The organism is Streptomyces sp. KL116D (assembly GCF_030766975.1).
Lineage (GTDB): Bacteria > Actinomycetota > Actinomycetes > Streptomycetales > Streptomycetaceae > Streptomyces > Streptomyces longispororuber_A.
The window spans coordinates 65,001-79,732 of record NZ_JASERH010000024.1; the positions used below are offsets into that span (position 1 = coordinate 65,001).

A 14,732-nucleotide genomic window follows, 5' to 3' on the forward strand; every position below is an offset into this window, starting at 1 on the left:
GCAGCCGCGAGCGCGGCCCGGGACGCGCCCCCGGACACGACGAAGCCCCCGCCCGGATCCGGGCGGGGGCTTCGGGAAACCGCAAGGACTACGCCAGCAGCCCCGGAATCGTCCCCTCGTGCGCCTCGCGCAGCTCGCTCAGGGAGAGCGCGAACTCGCCCTGGACGTCCACCGCGTCGCCGTCGACGACACCGATGCGGGTCACGGGGAGGCCCCGGGCGCCGCACATGTCGTTGAAGCGGAGCTCCTCACTGCGCGGCACCGCCACGACAGCGCGGCCCGCCGACTCGGAGAACAGGAAGGTGAACGCGTCGAGGCCGTCCGGGACGACCAGGCGCGCGCCCTTGCCGCCGAGCAGCGCCGACTCGACCACGGCCTGGATCAGACCGCCGTCGGACAGGTCGTGCGCGGCGTCGATCATGCCGTCGCGGGACGCCGAGATCAGGATCTCGCCGAGCAGCCGCTCGCGCTCCAGGTCGACCTGCGGGGGCAGCCCGCCGAGGTGGTCGTGGACGACCTGCGACCAGGCCGAACCGCCGAACTCCTCCTTGGTGTCACCGAGCAGGTAGAGGAGCTGGCCCTCTTCCTGGAAGGCGACCGGGGTGCGCCGGGCGACGTCGTCGATGACGCCCAGGACCGCGACGACCGGGGTCGGGTGGATCGCCGCCTCGCCCGTCTGGTTGTAGAGCGAGACGTTGCCGCCGGTCACCGGGGTGCCCAGCTGGAGGCAGCCGTCGGCGAGACCGCGGATGGCCTCGGCGAACTGCCACATGACGGCCGGGTCCTCGGGCGAACCGAAGTTCAGGCAGTCGGAGACGGCGAGCGGCTTGGCACCGGTGGTGGCGACGTTGCGGTACGCCTCCGCCAGCGCGAGCTGCGCGCCCGTGTACGGATCGAGCTTCGCGAACCGGCCGTTGCCGTCGGTCGCGATGGCGACGCCGAGCCCGGTCTCCTCGTCGATGCGGATCATGCCCGAGTCCTCGGGCTGCGCCAGCACCGTGTTGCCCTGCACGAAGTGGTCGTACTGCGAGGTGATCCACTTCTTCGACGCCTGGTTCGGCGACGAGACCAGCGCGAGGACCTGGGCCTTCAGCTCGTCGCTCGACGAAGGCCGCGGCAGCTTGTTCGCGTCGTCGGCCTGCAGCGCGTCCTGCCACTCGGGGCGGGCGTAGGGGCGCTCGTAGACCGGGCCGTCGTGCGCGACCGTGCGCGGGTCGACGTCGACGATCTTCTCGCCGTGCCAGAAGATCTCCAGGCGGTCGCCGTCGGTCACCTCACCGATGACGGTGGCGATGACGTCCCACTTCTCGCAGATCTCCAGGAAGCGGTCGACCTTCGAGGGCTCGACCACGGCGCACATGCGCTCCTGCGACTCGCTCATGAGGATCTCCTCAGGAGAGAGCGTGGAGTCGCGCAGCGGTACGTCGTCCAGCTCGACGCGCATGCCGCCCGAGCCGTTCGACGCCAGCTCGGAAGTGGCGCAGGAGATGCCGGCCGCGCCGAGGTCCTGGATGCCGACGACGAGCTTCTCGGCGAAGGCCTCCAGGGTGCACTCGATGAGGAGCTTCTCCTGGAAGGGGTCACCGACCTGGACGGCCGGACGCTTCGACGGCTTGGCGTCGTCGAAGGTCTCGGAGGCCAGGATCGAGGCGCCGCCGATGCCGTCGCCGCCCGTGCGGGCGCCGTACATGATGACCTTGTTGCCCGCGCCGGACGCCTTCGCGAGGTGGATGTCCTCGTGCCGCATGACGCCGATGGCACCGGCGTTGACCAGCGGGTTGCCCTGGTAGCAGGCGTCGAAGACGAGCTCGCCGCCGATGTTCGGCAGGCCCAGGCAGTTGCCGTAGCCGCCGATGCCGGCCACGACGCCGGGCAGCACGCGCCGGGTGTCGGGGTGGTCGGCGGCGCCCATGCGCAGCGGGTCCACGACCGCGATCGGGCGGGCACCCATGGCGATGATGTCGCGCACGATGCCGCCCACGCCGGTGGCCGCGCCCTGGTAGGGCTCCACGTAGGAGGGGTGGTTGTGCGACTCCACCTTGAAGGTGACGGCATAACCCTGGCCCACGTCCACGACACCGGCGTTCTCACCGATGCCGACGAGCATGGCGTCGGACTGCGGGGCCTTCTCGCCGAACTGGCGCAGGTGCACCTTGGACGACTTGTAGGAGCAGTGCTCGGACCACATGACCGAGTACATGGCGAGCTCGGCGCCGGTCGGGCGGCGGCCGAGGATCTCCACGACCCGCTCGTACTCGTCCTTCTTCAGGCCGAGTTCGGCCCAGGGGAGCTCGACGTCGGGGGTCTTGCTCGCGTTCTCTACGGTGTCGAGGCTCATGAGGCGGCGACCAGCTTCTTGAGGATCGAGGTGAAGAAGGGGAGACCGTCGGTACGGCCGGTCCCGATGAGGGACTCGACGGCGTGCTCCGGGTGGGGCATCAGACCGACGACGTTGCCCGCCGCGTTCGTGATGCCCGCGATGTCACGGAGCGAGCCGTTCGGGTTGAAGTCCAGGTAGCGGAAGACGACGCGGCCCTCCGCCTCCAGCTGGTCGAGCGTGTACGAGTCGGCGACGTACCGCCCGTCCATGTTCTTCAGCGGGATGTGGATCTCCTGGCCGGCCTCGTAGTCGAGGGTCCAGGCCGTCTCCGTGTTCTCCACCCGCAGCTTCTGGTCGCGGCAGATGAAGTGGAGGTGGTCGTTGCCGAGCATCGCGCCGGGGAGCAGGTGGGCCTCGGTGAGGACCTGGAAGCCGTTGCAGATGCCGAGGACGGGGAGGCCCGCCTTCGCCTGGTCGATGAGCGTCTCCATGACCGGCGAGAAGCGCGAAATGGCGCCCGCGCGCAGGTAATCGCCGTAGGAGAAACCGCCGGGCAGGACGACCGCGTCGACCTGCTTCAGGTCCTTGTCCTTGTGCCAGAGGGCGACCGGCTCGGCACCGGCCAGCCGGATCGCGCGCTGGGTGTCCCGGTCGTCGAGGGAACCCGGAAAGGTGACGACGCCAATACGAGCGGTCACTTTTCGGCCCCCACCGCAGGCTCTACCGCTTCTTCCACCTTGACGGTGAAGTTCTCGATCACGGTGTTGGCGAGGAAGGTTTCGGCGAGCTCGTGGATACGCGCGAGCGCGGCGTCATCCACCGGCCCGTCCACTTCGAGCTCGAAACGCTTTCCCTGGCGGACGTCGGAGATGCCGTCGAAACCGAGGCGCGGCAGCGCACGCTGCACCGCCTGGCCCTGGGGGTCGAGGATCTCCGGCTTGAGCATGACGTCGACTACGACGCGTGCCACTGGCACTCCCGGTGTGTGGTGCTGAGCAGGTCCGTTCAGCGTACCTGCCCAAATCTTCTACTCGCGTAGACGGTAGGAAGCTACGAGAGCGGGATCACGTTCCGGCAACGACATGAGATCACCACGGAAAATTAAGGGAAAGACTCCGGATAACCATGACGGCGGACACGCGGAGGGTTTTAGCTGGTCTTCCCAGTGCATTGCCGGGCAGGGTAAAAAGGAAATGGCAGATACAGGCAGTCCGCCTGAACTCGAGCTGTGGCATTGCCCGAGCTTTGCCTGACAACAGCTGGACAGTCGACATCACCGCACGTCAAAGCGGGGTGCCGGACGAAGGGACCGATATTCGTGGCGCAGCGTGTCGTGGTCACTCTCTTTGACGACATCGACGGCGGAGAAGCGGCGGAAACGGTCGTCTTCGGTCTCGACGGCAAGTCGTACGAGATCGACCTGAATCAAGCCAATGCGAAGAAACTCCGCAAGGCCCTGGCCCCGTACCTGGAGGCCGGACGCAAGCAGTCCAGCAGGACCGGCAAGGCGTACAAGCTCACGGACCTGAGCCCGGACCCGGCCGCCGTGCGCGCCTGGGCCCGCTCGAACCACTTCGACGTGCCGCCGCGCGGACGCATCCCGAAGCGGGTCTACGAGGCGTTCGCCGAGGCCAACTGAGCCGGCGGCACCCGCCGTCAGGAGCCCCTCGGAACAACCGACTTGCGTTGCACCCCCGCCGGTCGGCTAGAGTCTGGAGCACGCCGAGGGGCGAGGCCGACAGGCCGAACCTCACGGAGTGACATGCGGGTGTAGTTCAGTAGTAGAACATCCCCCTTCCAGGGGGAAGGCGCAGTGTGCAATTCCTGTCACCCGCTCTGCATCGCGTACCGATCACCCATCTGGGTGCGGTAGGCTGGTGCTCGCGCCGATCGGTGAGAGCCGGTCGGAGGCAGTGCGAACGTAGCTCAGTTGGTAGAGCGCAACCTTGCCAAGGTTGAGGTCGCGAGTTCGAACCTCGTCGTTCGCTCCAGTTCGGGAAGCCCCGGATCCTTCAGGATCCGGGGCTTTTCGCATGTCCCGTTCTCCGCCCGCCCGTGGCCTTCTGACATTTGTCATGTGCGCCGATGACAGCGCGCACTGCCGACCGCCCCCGACGGGCGGAAGGCTGGACACATGACCAACAACGAGCGCGTGATCGATGTCACTGATCTGCGCCGCGTGTACGGGGACGGCACACGGGGTTCTTTCGAGGCGGTGCGCGGAGTGAGTTTCTCCGTGGGCCGCGGCGAGCTCTTCGCCCTGCTCGGCACGAACGGCGCGGGAAAGACCTCCACCGTCGAACTCCTCGAAGGACTCGCGGCGCCCGCCGGTGGCCGGGTCCGGGTGTTCGGGCACGACCCGTACACCGAGCGGGACCGGGTCAGGCCGCGGATCGGCGTGATGCTCCAGGAGGGCGGCTTCCCGTCCGAGCTGGCCGTCGCCGAGACCGCGCGGATGTGGGCCGACTGCACCAGCGGGGCGCGGCCGGTCGGCGAGGCCCTGGAGATGGTGGGCCTCGGCCATCGCGCCAAGGTCCGGGTGAAGCAGCTGTCCGGCGGCGAGAAGCGGCGGCTCGACCTGGCCCTGGCGCTCCTCGGCCGGCCCGAGGTGCTCTTCCTCGACGAGCCCACCACCGGGCTCGACGCCCAAGGACGCCAGGAGACCTGGGAGTTGGTGCGCCGGCTGCGCGCCGACGGCACCACCGTGCTGCTGACCACGCACTACCTGGAGGAGGCCGAGTCGCTCGCCGACCGGCTCGCGATCCTGCACGAGGGGCGGATCGCCGCCGAGGGGCGCGTCGACGAGGTCGTCGCCGCGCAGCCCTCGCACATCTCCTTCGAGCTGCCCGACGGCTACTTCGTGGGCGATCTGCCGCCGCTGGACCGGCTCGGGGTGAGCGGGCACGAGGTCACGGGGCGCACGGTCCGGCTGCGCACGGACGAACTCCAGCGGGCCGCGACCGGGCTGCTCGTGTGGGCGCGGGACACCGGCGTGGAGCTGCGCCGGCTCGACGTGCGGGGCGCCTCGCTGGAGGAGGCGTTCCTGCGGATCGCGCGGGACGCCAAGGGCACGGCCGACGAGCGGGAGAAGGCGATGGCGGTATGAGCACGGCGACGACGACCATCCGGTCGACCACCACCTCCGCGGGCCGGCTGCGGGCGCTCGGACGGGCCGAACTGACCCTGATCGGGCGGAGCAAGGGCGTCCTGTTCACGGCGCTGTTCGTACCGCTCGTGCTGCCCTTCAGCATCCGCGCGTCCACGGAACAGGTCGACCTCGACGGCACCGGACTGAGCATCGGCTCCATGGTGCTGGCCTCGTCGATCGGCTTCTCGCTGCTGTTCGCCGTGTACAGCGCCCTGGTCAGCGTCTACGCGTCCCGGCGCGAGGAGCTCGTCCTCAAGCGGCTGCGCACCGGGGAGCTGCGGGACGGCGAGATCCTCGCCGGGGCCGCGCTGCCGTCCGTCGCGCTCGGGCTGCTGCAGTGCGTCGTCCTGGCCGTGGCGTGCGCGGTCGCCCTCGACGCGGGCGCCCCTGACGCCCCGCAACTCGTCGTCCTGGGCGTCCTGCTGGGGACGGTGCTGTGCGTGGCGCTCGCCGCGCTCACCACCGTCTGGAGCCGCAGCGTGGAGAGCGCGCAGGTCGCGGCGATGCCGCTGCTGCTCGTCACGATGCTCGGCTCCGGCGCCTTCGTGCCGTTGGAGGTCATGCCGGACCGGCTGGCCGCCGTGTGCGAACTGCTGCCGCTGTCGCCGACGATCACCCTGGTGCGCGGCGGCTGGGCCGGGACGCTGTCCCTGGGCGACGCCACGCAGGCCCTGGTCACCGCGGTGGCCTGGATCGTCGTCGCGGTGTTTGCTGTACGACGGTGGTTCCGCTGGGAACCGCGGCACTGAGACGGGGGCCGGTTGTGGCGCGGAAGCGGTGGCGGGACCGCAGCAAGATCGAGCGGGTCGAGTGGCAGAACCGGGTGATGCTGCGCACCATCTGCTGGTTCTTCCTGGTGTCCTGGAGCATCTGGCCGCTGCTCGGCAACATCCGGCACAGCGGCGTCGCGTACGGCCTCAGCGCCGCGCTCATGGTGGTGCAGGTCCTCCAGTGCGCGGTCGCCGACCGGCACGTCCCGTCCGGGCTCGACCAGTACCTGGGACGCGGGCCCGTGCCGCGCGCCGAGCAGGCCGCGGCCCTCGGGCTCACCGCGGCGGCCCTCGCGCTGATCGCGGCGCTGATCGGCACCCAGGGCGTGGAGCACGGCCTGATCGCGCTGCCGCTGCTGTTCACACCGATGCCGTTCGGACTGTCGTACGCGCTGACGGCGCCGAGCCCGCGGCGGTTCCTGTCGCAGTGGGGTGCCGGGACGCTGGTCGTCCTCGGGGTGTTCGCGCTCGCCGGCTGCGACCTCGTCCACCTCGGGGTGTCCGCGGGCATCCTGGCGCTCACCGGACCGCTGTGCCTGCTCTGCTCCCGCTGCGGCGCCTGGAACCTGGCCGTGATGTGGGAGTCCGAGCACTCCCGCGAGGTCGAGGCACGGCTCGCCGTCGCCGAGGAGCGGCTGCGGTTCGGGCGCGACCTGCACGACGTCATGGGCCGCAACCTGGCCGTGGTGGCGCTGAAGAGCGAACTGGCGACGCAGCTCGCGCGGCGCGGAAGGACCGAGGACGCCGTCGCGCAGATGATCGAGGTGCAGCGGATCGCGCAGGAGTCGCAGAAGGAGGTGCGCGCCGTCGTACGGGGCTATCGCGAGGCCGACCTCGGGGTCGAACTCGCCGGTGCGCAGGGTGTGTTGAGCGCGGCCGGGATCGAGTGCACGGTGACCGGGTCACCGGCCGGACTCTCCGGCGAGGTGCAGTCGGCGCTCGGCTGGGTGGTGCGGGAGGCCACGACGAACGTGCTGCGGCACGGGGACGCGCGGCAGTGTTCGGTGAGACTGGAGACCGGGTCGGAGGGCGTGGTGCTGACGGTGGAGAACGACGGGGTCGCGGCGGACGCCGGGGCCGGCGGCGGGTCGGGGCTCGCGGGGCTGCGGGAGCGGCTCCACGAGGTGGGCGGGGAGCTGGAGGCCGGCGTGGTGCGGGCCGGGGTGTTCCGGGTCGTGGCCAGCGCGCCGGTGCGGGAGCGGGAGTCCGCCCGATGACGCTGCGCGTGCTGCTCGCCGACGACGAGCACCTGATCCGGGGCGCACTCGCCGCGCTGCTCGCCCTGGAGGACGACCTGGTCGTCGTCGCGGAGGCGGCCAGCGGGCCCGAGGCGCTGGCCATGGCGCGCGCCCACCGGCCCGATGTCGCCGTGCTCGACCTGCAGATGCCGGGCGCCGACGGTGTGAGTGTGGCCACAACCCTGCGCGGCGAACTGCCCGGCTGCCGGACCATGATCGTGACCAGCCACGGGCGTCCGGGACATCTGAAGAGGGCGCTGGCCGCGGGTGTGCGCGGCTTCGTCCCGAAGACGGTGAGCGCCCAGCGGCTCGCCGAGATCATCCGGACCGTGCACGCCGGAAACCGCTATGTGGACCCGGAGTTGGCGGCCGACGCGATCTCCGCCGGCGACTCCCCGCTGACCGAGCGCGAGGCCGAGGTGCTGGAGCTCGCCGCCGACGGGGCGCCCGTCGCGGAGATCGCCGAGCGGGCCGCGCTGTCGCAGGGGACCGTACGGAACTACCTCTCGTCGGCGGTCTCCAAGCTCGGCGCCGAGAACCGGCACGCGGCGGTGCGTCTCGCGCGTGAGCGAGGTTGGGTATAGTTGGCGTCGCGCTTCGGCCCACGGGCCGGGGAGCACAGCCTGCGAACGTAGCTCAGTTGGTAGAGCGCAACCTTGCCAAGGTTGAGGTCGCGAGTTCGAACCTCGTCGTTCGCTCCACGGAAGAAGGCCCCCGGTCCACGGACCGGGGGCCTTCTTCGTGTGCTCATGTGTCCGTGCGTCCTAGGCGTCCCAGCCCGTGCCGGTCAGCAGCTCGTACGCCTCGATGTACTTGGCGCGGGTCGCCGCGACGACCTCGTCCGGCAGGGCCGGCGGCGGCTGCTCGCTCGTGCGGTCCCAGCCGGAGGAGCCGGTCAGCCAGTCGCGCACGAACTGCTTGTCGTACGACGGCTGGGCGCGGCCCGGCTGCCACTGGTCGGCCGGCCAGAAGCGGGAGGAGTCCGGGGTCAGCACCTCGTCGGCGAGGATCAGCGTCCCGTCCTTGTCGAAGCCGAACTCGAACTTGGTGTCGGCCAGGATGATGCCGCGCTCCCGCGCGATGTCCCGGGCCCGGCTGTACACGGCGAGGGTGGCCTGGCGCAGCTGGGCGGCGGTGTCGGCGCCGACCTGGCGGGCCACCTCCTCGTAGCTCACGTTCTCGTCGTGCTCGCCGACCTCGGCCTTCGTGGCGGGCGTGAAGATCGGGGCGGGGAGCTCGGAGCCGTCCTCCAGGCCCTCGGGGAGGGCGAGGCCGCAGACCGTGCGCGACGCGTTGTACTCCAGGAGGCCGGAGCCGGTGAGGTAGCCGCGGGCCACGGCCTCGACCGGGACCATGTCCAGGCTCTTGCAGATGAGCGTGCGGCCCGCCCAGTCGGCGGGGGCGCCGGCCGGCAGGTCCTCGGAGATGACGTGGTTCGGGATCAGGTCCTGCAGCTGCTCGAACCACCACAGGGAGAGCTGGGTGAGGACCTTGCCCTTGTCCGGGATGAGGCTGGGCAGCACCCAGTCGTAGGCGGACATGCGGTCGGTGGCGACCATGACCAGGTCACCCGCCTCGTCCCGGTACAGGTCCCGCACCTTGCCGGTGTGGAGATGCACCAGGCCCGGCACCTGTACTGGCTCGGGCTTTTCGACGAATCCGGACACGGTTCCTCCCCGTGGTTCTGTACGAGTACCTCTGATTCTCCCGTACACGAGGATGGGTTTTGGCCATGGGTCCGGGCCGGGGCTGTGCTCTCAGTCTCGTTTGCAGATGCGGTCGAGGAGATTCGCCGTCGCCCGCTGGATACGGGGGTCGACGTGCCCGGGCCGGTCCAGGGCCGGGGACCAGGCGAACGTCCCGGACGCGAAGACCAGCGCGCCCGACGGCGCCCGGTACAGCGACGTCTCCTGGTGGCGGCGGACGTCCTCGCCGTCGCGGTACGGGGAGTGCGCCAGCAGGATGCGGTCCTCGTGGTCGGGGAGGGCGGTGCGCGGGAAGTAGCGGTCGGCTTCGCCGGCGACCATGCCGTCGATCTCGTCGCCCTCGTGCGCGCCGGTCGCCTCCCACAGCCAGTGCTCCGCGTTCCGCACGACCAAGGGGTGCGGCTCGGGGACCCGGCCCGCGTACTGGATGCCCATGAGCTGCTGCTCCGGCCGGTCGATCTCCCGCCACAGCGTCGCCTTGCCGGGGCCTCTGCGCTTGCGGCAGGTCAGCAGTCTGTCCGCGACCCCGGACGGGGACGGGCCCAACTCCACCTGCCAGTACATGGTGTTGGCGGAGAGGAAGACGAGCGAGGTGCCGCTCTCCCTGGCCAGCTCGGTCGTCCGGCGCATGTTCGCCGACCAGTACTCGTCGTGGCCGGGGAAGACCAGGCCGCGGTAGCGGGTCGGGTCGATGCGGCCCGCGTGCAGGTCGCGGGTGTCGGCGTACGCGAGGTCGTAGCCGTACCGCTCCGCCCAGCGGATGAAGTCGTAGGCGTGGCCGACGTGCAGGGGCAGGCCCGCGCCCGCGTACGGGCGGTCGAAGGAGACCGTGACCGCGGCCTCGCTCTCGCCGAGCAGCCGGCCCTCCTCGTCCCACGCGTGGTACAGGCTGGCGCCGGTGCGGCCGTCCTCCGGGTACAGGTTGTACGCCTGCCACGTGATGTCCGGCAGGAGGAGGAGCAGATCGGCGGGCTGGGTGTCGCGGACCGTGAACGGGACGTGCGAGCGGTATCCGTCGACGGTGGTCAGGACCGCCACGTACGCCCCGACGTTCCAGTACGACGGGATCTGGAGCCGCCATGACAACCACCAGTGGTGGCAGGAGACCGTGCGGTCCGCCGTCAGCGGCGGGGGCTGGACGATGCCGGACAGACGGGGGCTCGTGATGATCTTGCTGGCGCCGTCGCCGCCGTAGTGGCCGATGCGGTAGACGTCCACGGTGAACTGCTGGGGCGGGTCGACCGTGATGTGGAAGTCGATGGACTCGCCGGGGGCGGCCGCGCCGGTCGAGGTGAAGCCCTTGATCTGGCGGTGCACGTCGTCGGCGGTGCGGGGGCCGCTGGTGCGGGGGGTGGGGATCCGCGCGTCGCTCGTCGCGCCCGGCTGCGGGGCGTGGTCCACGTACCAGGGGACGACCTGGCCGGTGTCGTCGAAGTAGTGCTCGCTGCCGCGCAGCCAGGGCAGCGGGCCCTGTCCGAACGGGTCGTCGACCGCGTGTGCCATCGCGCCGGACTCCCAGCGGGGGGTGCGCGCGCGGGGCGGTGGCGCGGCGTCCTGCCGCGGCGTCCGCTCTTCCGGGTGCCCCGCCCTGTCCGGCCCCATGGCTGCTCCCCTCCCTCGCTCCCCCGAGCCCTCGTGCGCGGCTGTTGTGTCCGCGACCGGTCCCAGCACATCACATTACGCACGCACACCGTCACCGTTCGTCGCGAATTGACGTGAACGGAACTTGTGGATCCGGATGGCTCGGGGTCGGCGTAGGGTCGCCGGAGCCCCGTCACACGAGGCGTACGGGCTTCTCCGGGCGGATACCGAGGCGGGCCAGCCAGCCCTTGAGCGGCTCCGGGTCGCCGTCCTCCACCAGGCTCAGGACGCGAGGCGCGAGGTCCGAGGCCCGCTCGCCGCCGACGAGCAGCGACGGACCGTCCAGCCAGTCCAGGCCAGGGGCGGCGCCGGCCGTGTCCACCGCGGCGCAGCACACCATCGCGGTGACGTGGTCGGCCAGCAACTCCCGGCCGCTGCGCGGCGGTTGCAGCGGGAACAGGGGCAGCGCGCCCTCGTCCCACAGCGCTCCGTCCGGGCCCTGGCCCGCGGCGGGCACGGGGGGTGCGGGGCGCTCGCTCTCCTCCCGGGCCAGCTCGGCGCTGAGCCCGGCGGAGAGGGTGTCCACTTCGGGGCGGGGGGTGGGGGCGCCGAGGTCGTCGTCCAGGTCGTCGTCGAGGCCGTCGGTGAGTTCGTCGGTGAGGGTGCCGTCGAGTTCGCCGTCGAGGCCGTCGGTGAGGGTGCCGGCGCCGTCGGGACCGTCTTCCGTGGCGGCGTCGCGGGGCAGGTCAGGGGCGGGGGCCTCGGTGTCCGCGCCGGGCTCGGCGGATTCGACCGATTCGGCGGATGCAGAGGATGCAGGGGATGCAGGGGATGCAGGGGCCTCGATGGGTGTCGCGAGGTGGTCGAGGATCCGGGCGAGGGTGGGGCCGCCGGGGGCCGTGGCCGAGCCGCCCGTGCTGTGCACGCCCTGGGCGTCGAGCACCCGGTGCAGCCGCGCCGCGTCCATCCGCCACTTGCGGTCCACGACCTCGTCCGGGTACTCCTGCCAGTCCACCGGCGCCCAGTCGGGGCCCGATTCTGCGGGGCCGCCGTGGAAGAGGCGGGCGGCGAGCAGGGAGGCCGCCTCGTCGACCGTGCCGGGCTCTTCGAGCAGGTCACAGGCGGGGCGCTCGCCCAGTCGTGACGCGAAGGCGCCGTTCTGCGCGGCGAGGCGGTCGCGGCGGGACAGCTCGGTCAGTGCCGCGACCACGCCCGCGTCGAGCCGGGACGGCCAGCGGCCCATCCGCCAGGCGGGCAGCGCCACCCTGGTCAGCAGCCGGTCCCAGCCCGCGTAGGCGAGGCCGACCTGCTCCTGCGCGACGATCCTGAGTCCGTAGTCCACAGCCTGTGCACGCTCGGCGGCCGCCGCGGCGACCCCGCGCTCCATCTCGGCGGCATGCACCCGGCAGCCGCTCAGCATCACCCGGGCGACCCGGCCCACGCCGCCCAGGACGGTGCGGGTCAGCGGCCCGCGCCCGGGGGCGGCGGCCACCGCGACCGCCGCGTCCAGACCGCGGACGAAGCGCCGGGCCGCGGCTATGTCGGGGTGCGCCGAAGGGCCCGTACCGGCGACGACCGGGGCGAGGACGGCGCGCAGCTCGCCCACCCGCATCCACCACAGGAACGGGGAGCCGATGACCAGGACCGGGGCGACCGGGGCGGCGGACTTCCCGGCCCCGCCCTCCACGCCCTCCCCGCCGTCCTCGGCGGTGGGCCGCGGTGGGCCGTGCGCCGGGTGCGTGCGGTCCTCCAGCCAGCTGTCGCAGTCCGGGGTGAGGGCTATCGCCGACGGCGTCGGCACGTCGAGCCGGTCCGCCAGGTCGCGGACCAGGCGGTACAGATCGGGGGCCGTCTCCTCGGCGATCGCGACGGTCGGGCTGACGGCCGGGCGGGCCCGCGCGACGACGAGCCCGACGACCACGGCGGCGATCAGCACCACCACCGCGACCCCGCTCACGACCATGCGCGCGACGTCCCAGCCGCCACCCGTGAGGTGGCCGGTGGCGCCGCCCGCGAGCAGCACCACGGACACGGCCGCGGGCAGTAGTGCCAGCGCCGTCGCCCTGCCGCGGATGCGCAGCACGGCGAGGGCTCGGGAACGCGCTGTCCGCGCACCCGCCTCCGCACCCAAACCGGACACGATCGATGTCACCCCCTGCTGCCTGTGCCTCTTGCCCGGCCGGGGGCGGAAGCCCACGACAGGACACTGGTGGCGTTGCTCACTCCCCCACTGTGGCACCCGTCACTGACATCGCAATGCCGGTGGTCCGTCTGGTTCTGTCTCTGTACGAGACGGCGCCCGACGGGCGGAGGTTCAGCTTCATGGGTGCCCGAACTCCGTGCGCCGCACCCTAGTTGGGCTCCGGTGCATCGTCAGCCGGATGGGTCAGCGGTCACTCGATGGAATGGCTTTGGGCAAAGGTGGCTGACATGGAAGCGCCGGGCGGGAGAGGGTGACTCCCGCCCGGCGCCATGGTCCGGCTCGCCGCCGGTCAGCTCTCGGCGGCCGCCTTCGCGGCGATGTCCGTCCGGTACTGGGAGCCGTCCAGGCGGACGCGCGCCACGGCGGCGTACGCCCGCTCGCGGGCCTGCGTGAGATCGGTGCCGGTCGCCGTCACGGACAGCACGCGGCCGCCCGCGCTGAGGACCGGGCCGCTGTCGCCGTCCCGCTTCGTCCCGGCGTGCAGGACGTACGCGGACGGGGCATCCTGTGCGGCCACCTCGTCGAGCCCGGTGATCGGGTCGCCGGTGCGCGGGGTGCCCGGGTAGTTGTGGGAGGCGATGACGACGGTCACGGCCGCGTCGTCGCTCCAGCGCAGCGGTTCGAGGTCGGCCAGCGTGCCGTTCGCCGAGGCCAGCAGGACGCCGGCGAGCGGGGTCTGCAGACGGGCGAGGACGACCTGGGTCTCGGGGTCGCCGAAGCGGGCGTTGAACTCGATGACGCGGACGCCGCGGCTGGTGATCGCGAGTCCGGCGTAGAGCAGCCCGGAGAACGGGGTGCCGCGCTTCTTCATCTCGTCGACCGTGGGCTGCAGCACCGTGTCCAGGACCTCCTGGACCAGCTTGGGGTCGGCCCACGGCAGCGGCGAATAGGCGCCCATGCCGCCGGTGTTGGGGCCCTCGTCGCCGTCGAGCGCGCGCTTGAAGTCCTGGGCGGGCTGCAGCGGGACGACCGTCTCGCCGTCGGTGATCGCGAAGAGCGAGACCTCCGGACCGTCGAGGAACTCCTCGATGACGACGCGGTCGCAGGCGTACCCGTGGGCGCGCGCCTGCTCGACGTCGTCGGTCACGACGACGCCCTTGCCCGCGGCGAGACCGTCGTCCTTGACGACGTACGGGGCGCCGAACGCGTCGAGCGCCTCGTCGATCTCGGCGGGCGTCGTGCAGACGTAGGAGCGTGCCGTGGGGACGCCCGCGCCGGCCATGACGTCCTTGGCGAACGCCTTGGAGCCCTCCAGCTGGGCGGCCGCGCCGGACGGGCCGAAGACCGGGATGCCGGCGGCGCGGACGGCGTCGGAGACACCGGCGACCAGGGGGGCCTCCGGGCCCACCACGACGAGGTCGGCCTCCAGCTTCTGGGCGAGTGCCGCCACCGCGGCGCCGTCGAGGGCGTCGACGGCGTGCAGCTCGGCGACCTCGGCGATGCCTGCGTTGCCGGGGGCACAGTGCAGGGCGGAGACGTCGGGGTCGAGGGACATTGAGCGGCACAGGGCGTGTTCGCGGGCGCCGCTGCCGATGACGAGGACCTTCACGGGCGTCAGCCTATCCGCCGGTGCGGCGTGCTCTTGTACGGGCTTCCCAAGGTGGGGGTGGCGCGGGTTTGTGGGTTTCTCCAGGGGGTGGGGTTCGAGGGTGCGTGGGCGAGTGCGGGTGCGTCGTGGTTGCTCGCGCAGTTCCCCGCGCCCCTAAAAAGCCGACTGCGTCTGGCCGGCCAGGGTTTCGTCGCGGGCTGCCGCCCGGTGGGGCTTC

12 protein-coding genes and 3 tRNA genes are annotated in these 14,732 nt (G+C 71.8%); 8 read left to right on the forward strand and 7 right to left on the reverse strand.

Annotated elements, in window-relative coordinates:
- Positions 1–88: 88 nt before the first annotated feature.
- From purL to purS, 3 genes are read right to left on the reverse strand one after another with little or no spacing between them, the layout of a single operon-like run.
- Positions 89–2,338 carry a phosphoribosylformylglycinamidine synthase subunit PurL gene (gene purL, locus RBJ77_RS07715; RefSeq protein WP_372344257.1) on the reverse strand — a complete coding sequence of 750 codons (2,250 nt, stop codon included), beginning with the start codon at positions 2,336–2,338 and terminating at the stop codon, positions 89–91.
- Positions 2,335–3,018 (reverse strand): phosphoribosylformylglycinamidine synthase subunit PurQ, encoded by a 684-nt coding sequence (gene purQ / locus RBJ77_RS07720; protein WP_372344258.1) that lies wholly within the window; start codon positions 3,016–3,018, stop codon positions 2,335–2,337. The genes purL and purQ overlap by 4 nt, the downstream gene beginning before the upstream one ends.
- Positions 3,015–3,290, reverse strand: a complete 276-nt coding sequence (gene purS, locus RBJ77_RS07725) for a phosphoribosylformylglycinamidine synthase subunit PurS (RefSeq protein WP_255980690.1) — start codon at positions 3,288–3,290, stop codon at positions 3,015–3,017. The genes purQ and purS overlap by 4 nt, the downstream gene beginning before the upstream one ends.
- A gap of 348 nt (positions 3,291–3,638) precedes the next feature.
- Between purS and RBJ77_RS07730 the strand changes: the two genes are divergently transcribed.
- From RBJ77_RS07730 to RBJ77_RS07765, 8 genes are all read left to right on the forward strand, one after another.
- Entirely contained in the window at positions 3,639–3,959 is a 321-nt protein-coding gene (locus tag RBJ77_RS07730; RefSeq protein ID WP_255980692.1) for an Lsr2 family protein, read from the forward strand.
- A 125-nt stretch (positions 3,960–4,084) separates the two neighbouring features.
- Positions 4,085–4,156: transfer RNA gene (locus tag RBJ77_RS07735), tRNA-Gly, on the forward strand.
- Positions 4,157–4,235: 79 nt separating this feature from the next.
- Positions 4,236–4,311: transfer RNA gene (locus tag RBJ77_RS07740), tRNA-Gly, on the forward strand.
- 143 nt (positions 4,312–4,454) lie between these two features.
- Positions 4,455–5,426: an ABC transporter ATP-binding protein gene (locus RBJ77_RS07745; RefSeq protein WP_372344259.1), complete on the forward strand. Its 972-nt coding sequence runs from the start codon at positions 4,455–4,457 to the stop codon at positions 5,424–5,426.
- The gene (locus RBJ77_RS07750; RefSeq protein WP_255980696.1) at positions 5,423–6,217 is read left to right on the forward strand and encodes an ABC transporter permease; all 795 of its coding nucleotides are present in this window, start codon (positions 5,423–5,425) and stop codon (positions 6,215–6,217) included. The genes RBJ77_RS07745 and RBJ77_RS07750 overlap by 4 nt, the downstream gene beginning before the upstream one ends.
- A 14-nt stretch (positions 6,218–6,231) precedes the next feature.
- Positions 6,232–7,455, forward strand: a complete 1,224-nt coding sequence (locus RBJ77_RS07755; protein ID WP_372344260.1) for a sensor histidine kinase — start codon at positions 6,232–6,234, stop codon at positions 7,453–7,455.
- Positions 7,452–8,060 (forward strand): response regulator, encoded by a 609-nt coding sequence (locus RBJ77_RS07760; protein WP_372344261.1) that lies wholly within the window; start codon positions 7,452–7,454, stop codon positions 8,058–8,060. Before RBJ77_RS07755 ends, RBJ77_RS07760 begins: the two co-directional genes overlap by 4 nt.
- A gap of 41 nt (positions 8,061–8,101) precedes the next feature.
- Positions 8,102–8,177 (forward strand) — tRNA-Gly (locus tag RBJ77_RS07765).
- A gap of 63 nt (positions 8,178–8,240) precedes the next feature.
- Here the strand turns inward: RBJ77_RS07765 and RBJ77_RS07770 are convergent.
- From RBJ77_RS07770 to purD, 4 genes are all read right to left on the reverse strand, one after another.
- Positions 8,241–9,143: a phosphoribosylaminoimidazolesuccinocarboxamide synthase gene (locus tag RBJ77_RS07770; protein WP_372344262.1), complete on the reverse strand. Its 903-nt coding sequence runs from the start codon at positions 9,141–9,143 to the stop codon at positions 8,241–8,243.
- 90 nt (positions 9,144–9,233) lie between these two features.
- Entirely contained in the window at positions 9,234–10,685 is a 1,452-nt protein-coding gene (locus RBJ77_RS07775; protein WP_372344267.1) for a N,N-dimethylformamidase beta subunit family domain-containing protein, read from the reverse strand.
- A gap of 271 nt (positions 10,686–10,956) precedes the next feature.
- Positions 10,957–12,903, reverse strand: coding sequence for a hypothetical protein (locus RBJ77_RS07780; RefSeq protein ID WP_372344263.1), 1,947 nt, complete (start codon positions 12,901–12,903; stop codon positions 10,957–10,959).
- 352 nt (positions 12,904–13,255) lie between these two features.
- Positions 13,256–14,515, reverse strand: a complete 1,260-nt coding sequence (gene purD / locus RBJ77_RS07785) for a phosphoribosylamine--glycine ligase (RefSeq protein ID WP_372344264.1) — start codon at positions 14,513–14,515, stop codon at positions 13,256–13,258.
- Between the last annotated feature and the right edge of the window lie 217 nt (positions 14,516–14,732).

Bases quoted from the DNA above. Each gene is read 5' to 3' on its own strand.
- purL (WP_372344257.1), bottom strand. From the start codon at position 2,338: ATGAGCCTCGACACCGTAGAGAACGCGAGCAAGACCCCCGACGTCGAG.
- RBJ77_RS07745 (WP_372344259.1), top strand. From the start codon at position 4,455: ATGACCAACAACGAGCGCGTGATCGATGTCACTGATCTGCGCCGCGTG.
- RBJ77_RS07750 (WP_255980696.1), top strand. From the start codon at position 5,423: ATGAGCACGGCGACGACGACCATCCGGTCGACCACCACCTCCGCGGGC.
- RBJ77_RS07760 (WP_372344261.1), top strand. From the start codon at position 7,452: ATGACGCTGCGCGTGCTGCTCGCCGACGACGAGCACCTGATCCGGGGC.
- RBJ77_RS07775 (WP_372344267.1), bottom strand. From the start codon at position 10,685: ATGGCACACGCGGTCGACGACCCGTTCGGACAGGGCCCGCTGCCCTGG.